The following is a 3,885-nucleotide window of genomic DNA, read 5'->3' on the forward strand; positions in this document are numbered from 1 at the left end:
CAAGCTGGGTGTTTTATATAACGTATGAAATAATGCAGTATTGATAAGCTAAAAACAGGGCTAAAACCAGTGTTTTGAGGGTAACTTTTAGTATCTTAAATTACTAAACCAGATGAAGTTCTAGAGGGGAATTTATTAATATTATCGCCAGCGATGAAAATAAATTGTGATGTCATGCCTATACAAGCCGAGTGGAATTGTTCAGGGATGCGTGGGGAATTTTGGGAGTGTTGGCGATAGCGAAGCGCTCCGTAGGAATCGCCTGGGGAAGTTTCCAAAATTATCTGTGTAGGTGTTCAGATGTTGTCATGCCTATACAAGATGTTTGTGTGATGGCAGTAGGGAAATGCTGCTATCTATGCACAAGGTATTATGTTTGGGATACCGATAATGCAGACATAAGATGAAAGATTCTGTCATGCCTATACAAGACGACTCGTGCTAATAAGAATAAACGCAAGTATCCCCATGCCTATACAAGAGGGTTGCGCTAGTCCTTGTTAGCATTCCTTGTTAGCATTCCTTGTTCTCATGAGAACAAGGAATGTTAGTAAGGACTAGCTTAACCCTCTTGTATATAGATGTGGATACTTGCACTTATTCACCCTGTAACTAATCATCTTGTATAGGGATAACGGCATCTCTGCGTTATCGGCATCTTATACATATCACCTTGTATAGGTATGATAGCATCTTTCTTGTTATGTCTGCATTGTCGGCATCTCATCACAAACACCTTGTATAGGCATATCAGTATCTCGATATCTCAGATATAATACCTTGTGCATAGATAGCAGCATTTGCCTACTCCCACCATAAATACCTTGTGTATGGATAACAGATTTTCCCCACTGCCATCACACAAACACCTTGTATAGGCATAACGCCGCCGCCAACAATTCTAAATTCTCCCCAAGAGGCGATCGCCACTTCACCCAAAATATTCCCGCATCCCTGCACAATTCCCATCAGCTTGTATAGGCATAGCAACATCTGAACACTCACACAGATATTTTTGGAAACTTCCCCAGGTACGATCGCCTACGGCGGGGCTTTGCCCATCGCCAACAATTCCAAATTCCTCAACTCCCCAGGTTATCGCCGCCGCCGCCAACATACTGAGGAATTGACCCCCAACTCCTCCCCACTCCCCACTACCATCTCAGTACAGTTCACCCCAAAAATCTAGTCACACACACCCGTTTTTACCCCAAAATGGCTTGTGTGTGACTTGGCAAGCTTTGACCACCAAAAATCGTTGCAATGCTTGTGCAGAAGGGCTTTAGGTCTAGTCACACACAAACCCATTTCCTTATAATAATTAAGCTTGTGTGTGACTAGATTTTTCATATCCTTCTGGCTTTAATTTCTTAAGACTGGGGAGGGTGGCTAACTGTGCCAATTACTACAAGCTGATATTTTGAGAAGGGTGGCGATATGGGGATTCCCATAGCTTCTACAATCCCCAATATTCCCAAAAATAACCCCATTGCTGAGGCTTGTGGCACTGATGCAACTTATTACATGAGTTGTGGCGATTGGGGGCGGTTGGGTGCGATGCCTTCGGCGAGCGGAGCTATCGCGCGTCTGGTTAATTCCTCAATTCCCGCATCCCTGCACAATTCCCATCGGCTTGTATAGGCATAGAAACATCTCAACACCTACACAGATATTTTTGGAAACTTCCCTACTCCCCAGCGCTAAACCCCTATACTTTCAGCAATACTTTATTTATACATGGTTTTGTATATTTGCGTATATTTATAGGCGGGACAATGGATTGATTTTATCTAACAATTAAAAATCGATTGACCCTGTTTTTTGGCTTTCTAGGTAAGGGTTTGGGCGATTCACTTGGAAAAAATTTTTTGGTCAAAAACTAGAATTGTATGAATTATCATTCAGTTGTTTTTAAAACAAAAATCGCGCGGAGCGCTGTGCCGTGGGTGGCGATCGCTAACTAACACCATTTGCAGGGAGTTAGCGATCGCCTTCGGCGGGGCTTTGCCCATCGCACTACTCAAAGGATCGCTCTTGGGGATTACTCTACATCTTCCCCACTGGGAACCAATGCGGTTAAATCTATCACCTCAGTTAGCTTTGTCCCTGGCTTGCGATTGTCATAGGGGTTTAACTCATGCTTGGCGTTATGGTCATCTAGTCTTTGCTGGCATCCCTTCAGAATTTCCTTGACGGTCGCTGGCTTACTTCCTGTCAGGGATTGTATGGCAGTTTGGTTTATGTGCCATTTTTGGCTTTTCTCAGTGCAATTATTATTATGATTTTCCAGGGCATATATAGCACGGCGGGTCAATTCCTCAGCACGGTTCGGGTGAGTCTTATAAACCCTGTTGCTTAACAAGTCTTGAGTTGAAACTGTGGTCAAGTCGTCGTTAGACATTTTCGCCTTGCCCACGACAATAGAAGAATAAACAGCACAAGATTTTTGCACAAACTCAGCTAATGATATTCCAGTGTGCGCGATCGCTTCCTCTACCATTTTCTGCGTATCAGGGTCTAGCTCTAGCTGTGCAATGTTCATAATTTTTGCTGTAGGTGCGGGTGCGATTGTCTCAACTTGCTGCTGTTCTTTCCACTGTTGCCGGGCATCGTCGCCTACAGCGTCATATTCATCTGTGGTCAGGGTGAAAAACTGAAAAAATAAATGCTCGTACCTGGGAACATTGCCTTTACCAGAATTGGTGAAATATTGCCCTTTATGCTCTTGTTTTTTAGTTGCTGGGAACACAGCCCTTACTGCTTTGCGAACATCAGTCATAGGCTTTTTACGGCTGTTGATGTTATCCGGGTAAGCTTCTCTAATGCTTTCTACAGTGCTTTGGGCTAATTCCTTGATAGTCGCTTCATCCGTTACGCCTTGAAGCAATTTGGCTAATTCTTCCCCTGCTGATTGCCATCTACTCATATAATTTACTCATCAAGTATGTTTGTTATCCCTATACTAAACACCTTGCAGATATTTTGTCAAGACATCTAGTATAGGGATTTGTTTATATCTGGGTAAGTGTTCCTTGTTTAATCTCATACCGCTTGTAACTGTCAATTGTCTTCTCATCATTGTCAATTAAAACCGTCTTGGCATAATCGAGAAAATCAAAACCATCCCTACCAGCATTTACCACGCAAGCCCTAAAGTAAGCTGCTCTAAATTTGTGATAAGTGCGTTCATCTTCTGGAAAAATATCAAACTGTTTACAGTGTTGGTTAAGTGTTTTCGAGAACCGTCTGTTTACCCGTTCCGGGTCTTCATTGCTATCAAAGCGTTTACCTTTGTCGCCCAACCACTGCAAGCCAAAAACCACTAAATCAGCATTAACCAAAGTGGGGATATCAAAAGCCACATCTCTGATAAACACAGCTTTGTCAGCTATTTTCACCTTTCTATCCTTGCCTTTGAGATGACCTCGGAAGCTGACAGTATAATCATCGACACGCTCAAAACTAGCTGATAAATGTACTTCTGCCATTCTCCTACCAGTTGCCAGTGCAATACTGCATGATACGTCCATCCAGTTTGCATCCTCACCATTTTTAATATCTGTAAGTGTGTTATGAGAAAATTTAAGCGAGTTAGTTAAATCAATTTGTATCCGGTTTTCTGGCTCACGCCTAACATCAACACGCTGACGATAATCAGTATTCTGCTTTTCCTTGTAGCTGGCGAACTGGTAGGAAAGGGCATTCCCAAAATGAGTGATGATTGTGCAAACAGGGTGATATAGTGCGGAGTCCTTAAGCTGTGTTTTAGCAGCAGTTTTTAAACTTTTCTTGAGTGCGGTAATTTGTCTCAATGCAGTGCTGTAAGTTTTTAATTCCTCTGGTTTATCATCTGGGTAATTAATCTTTAAATTCTTGGCTTCTACT

The 3,885-nt window shown here is 42.5% G+C and carries 7 protein-coding genes; 2 read left to right on the forward strand and 5 right to left on the reverse strand.

From position 1 onward, the window contains the following. Window positions 1-95: 95 nt before the first annotated feature. On the reverse strand, window positions 96-278 hold the full coding sequence (locus tag VB654_RS25045; protein ID WP_323216539.1) for a hypothetical protein: 183 nt from the start codon (window positions 276-278) through the stop codon (window positions 96-98). Window positions 279-804: 526 nt separating this feature from the next. Then, a complete protein-coding gene (locus tag VB654_RS25050; protein WP_323216540.1) occupies window positions 805-993 on the reverse strand; it encodes a hypothetical protein in 189 nt (62 codons plus the stop codon). 22 nt (window positions 994-1,015) lie between these two features. Between VB654_RS25050 and VB654_RS25055 the strand changes: the two genes are divergently transcribed. Together VB654_RS25055 and VB654_RS25060 are read left to right on the forward strand one after the other, a co-directional pair. Beyond that, window positions 1,016-1,189 (forward strand): hypothetical protein, encoded by a 174-nt coding sequence (locus tag VB654_RS25055; protein ID WP_323216541.1) that lies wholly within the window; start codon window positions 1,016-1,018, stop codon window positions 1,187-1,189. Between the two features lie 248 nt (window positions 1,190-1,437). Beyond that, window positions 1,438-1,641: a hypothetical protein gene (locus VB654_RS25060; RefSeq protein ID WP_323216542.1), complete on the forward strand. Its 204-nt coding sequence runs from the start codon at window positions 1,438-1,440 to the stop codon at window positions 1,639-1,641. A gap of 260 nt (window positions 1,642-1,901) precedes the next feature. Here VB654_RS25060 and VB654_RS25065 read toward each other — a convergent pair whose 3' ends face one another. The 3 genes from VB654_RS25065 to VB654_RS25075 all read right to left on the reverse strand — a co-directional run. Further along, window positions 1,902-2,024, reverse strand: a complete 123-nt coding sequence (locus tag VB654_RS25065) for a hypothetical protein (RefSeq protein ID WP_323216543.1) — start codon at window positions 2,022-2,024, stop codon at window positions 1,902-1,904. Window positions 2,025-2,041: 17 nt separating this feature from the next. Continuing rightward, window positions 2,042-2,926 (reverse strand): hypothetical protein, encoded by an 885-nt coding sequence (locus VB654_RS25070; protein WP_323216544.1) that lies wholly within the window; start codon window positions 2,924-2,926, stop codon window positions 2,042-2,044. Window positions 2,927-3,011: 85 nt separating this feature from the next. Then, window positions 3,012-3,885 (reverse strand): protelomerase family protein (locus tag VB654_RS25075; RefSeq protein ID WP_323216545.1); only part of this gene is annotated, 874 nt, incomplete at its 5' end.

Source organism: Nodularia sp. UHCC 0506 (genome assembly GCF_034931045.1).
Taxonomy (GTDB): Bacteria; Cyanobacteriota; Cyanobacteriia; order Cyanobacteriales; family Nostocaceae; genus Nodularia.

Bases quoted from the DNA above. Each gene is read 5' to 3' on its own strand.
- VB654_RS25070 (WP_323216544.1), bottom strand. From the start codon at position 2,926: ATGAGTAGATGGCAATCAGCAGGGGAAGAATTAGCCAAATTGCTTCAA.
- VB654_RS25060 (WP_323216542.1), top strand. From the start codon at position 1,438: ATGGGGATTCCCATAGCTTCTACAATCCCCAATATTCCCAAAAATAAC.
- VB654_RS25050 (WP_323216540.1), bottom strand. From the start codon at position 993: ATGTTGCTATGCCTATACAAGCTGATGGGAATTGTGCAGGGATGCGGG.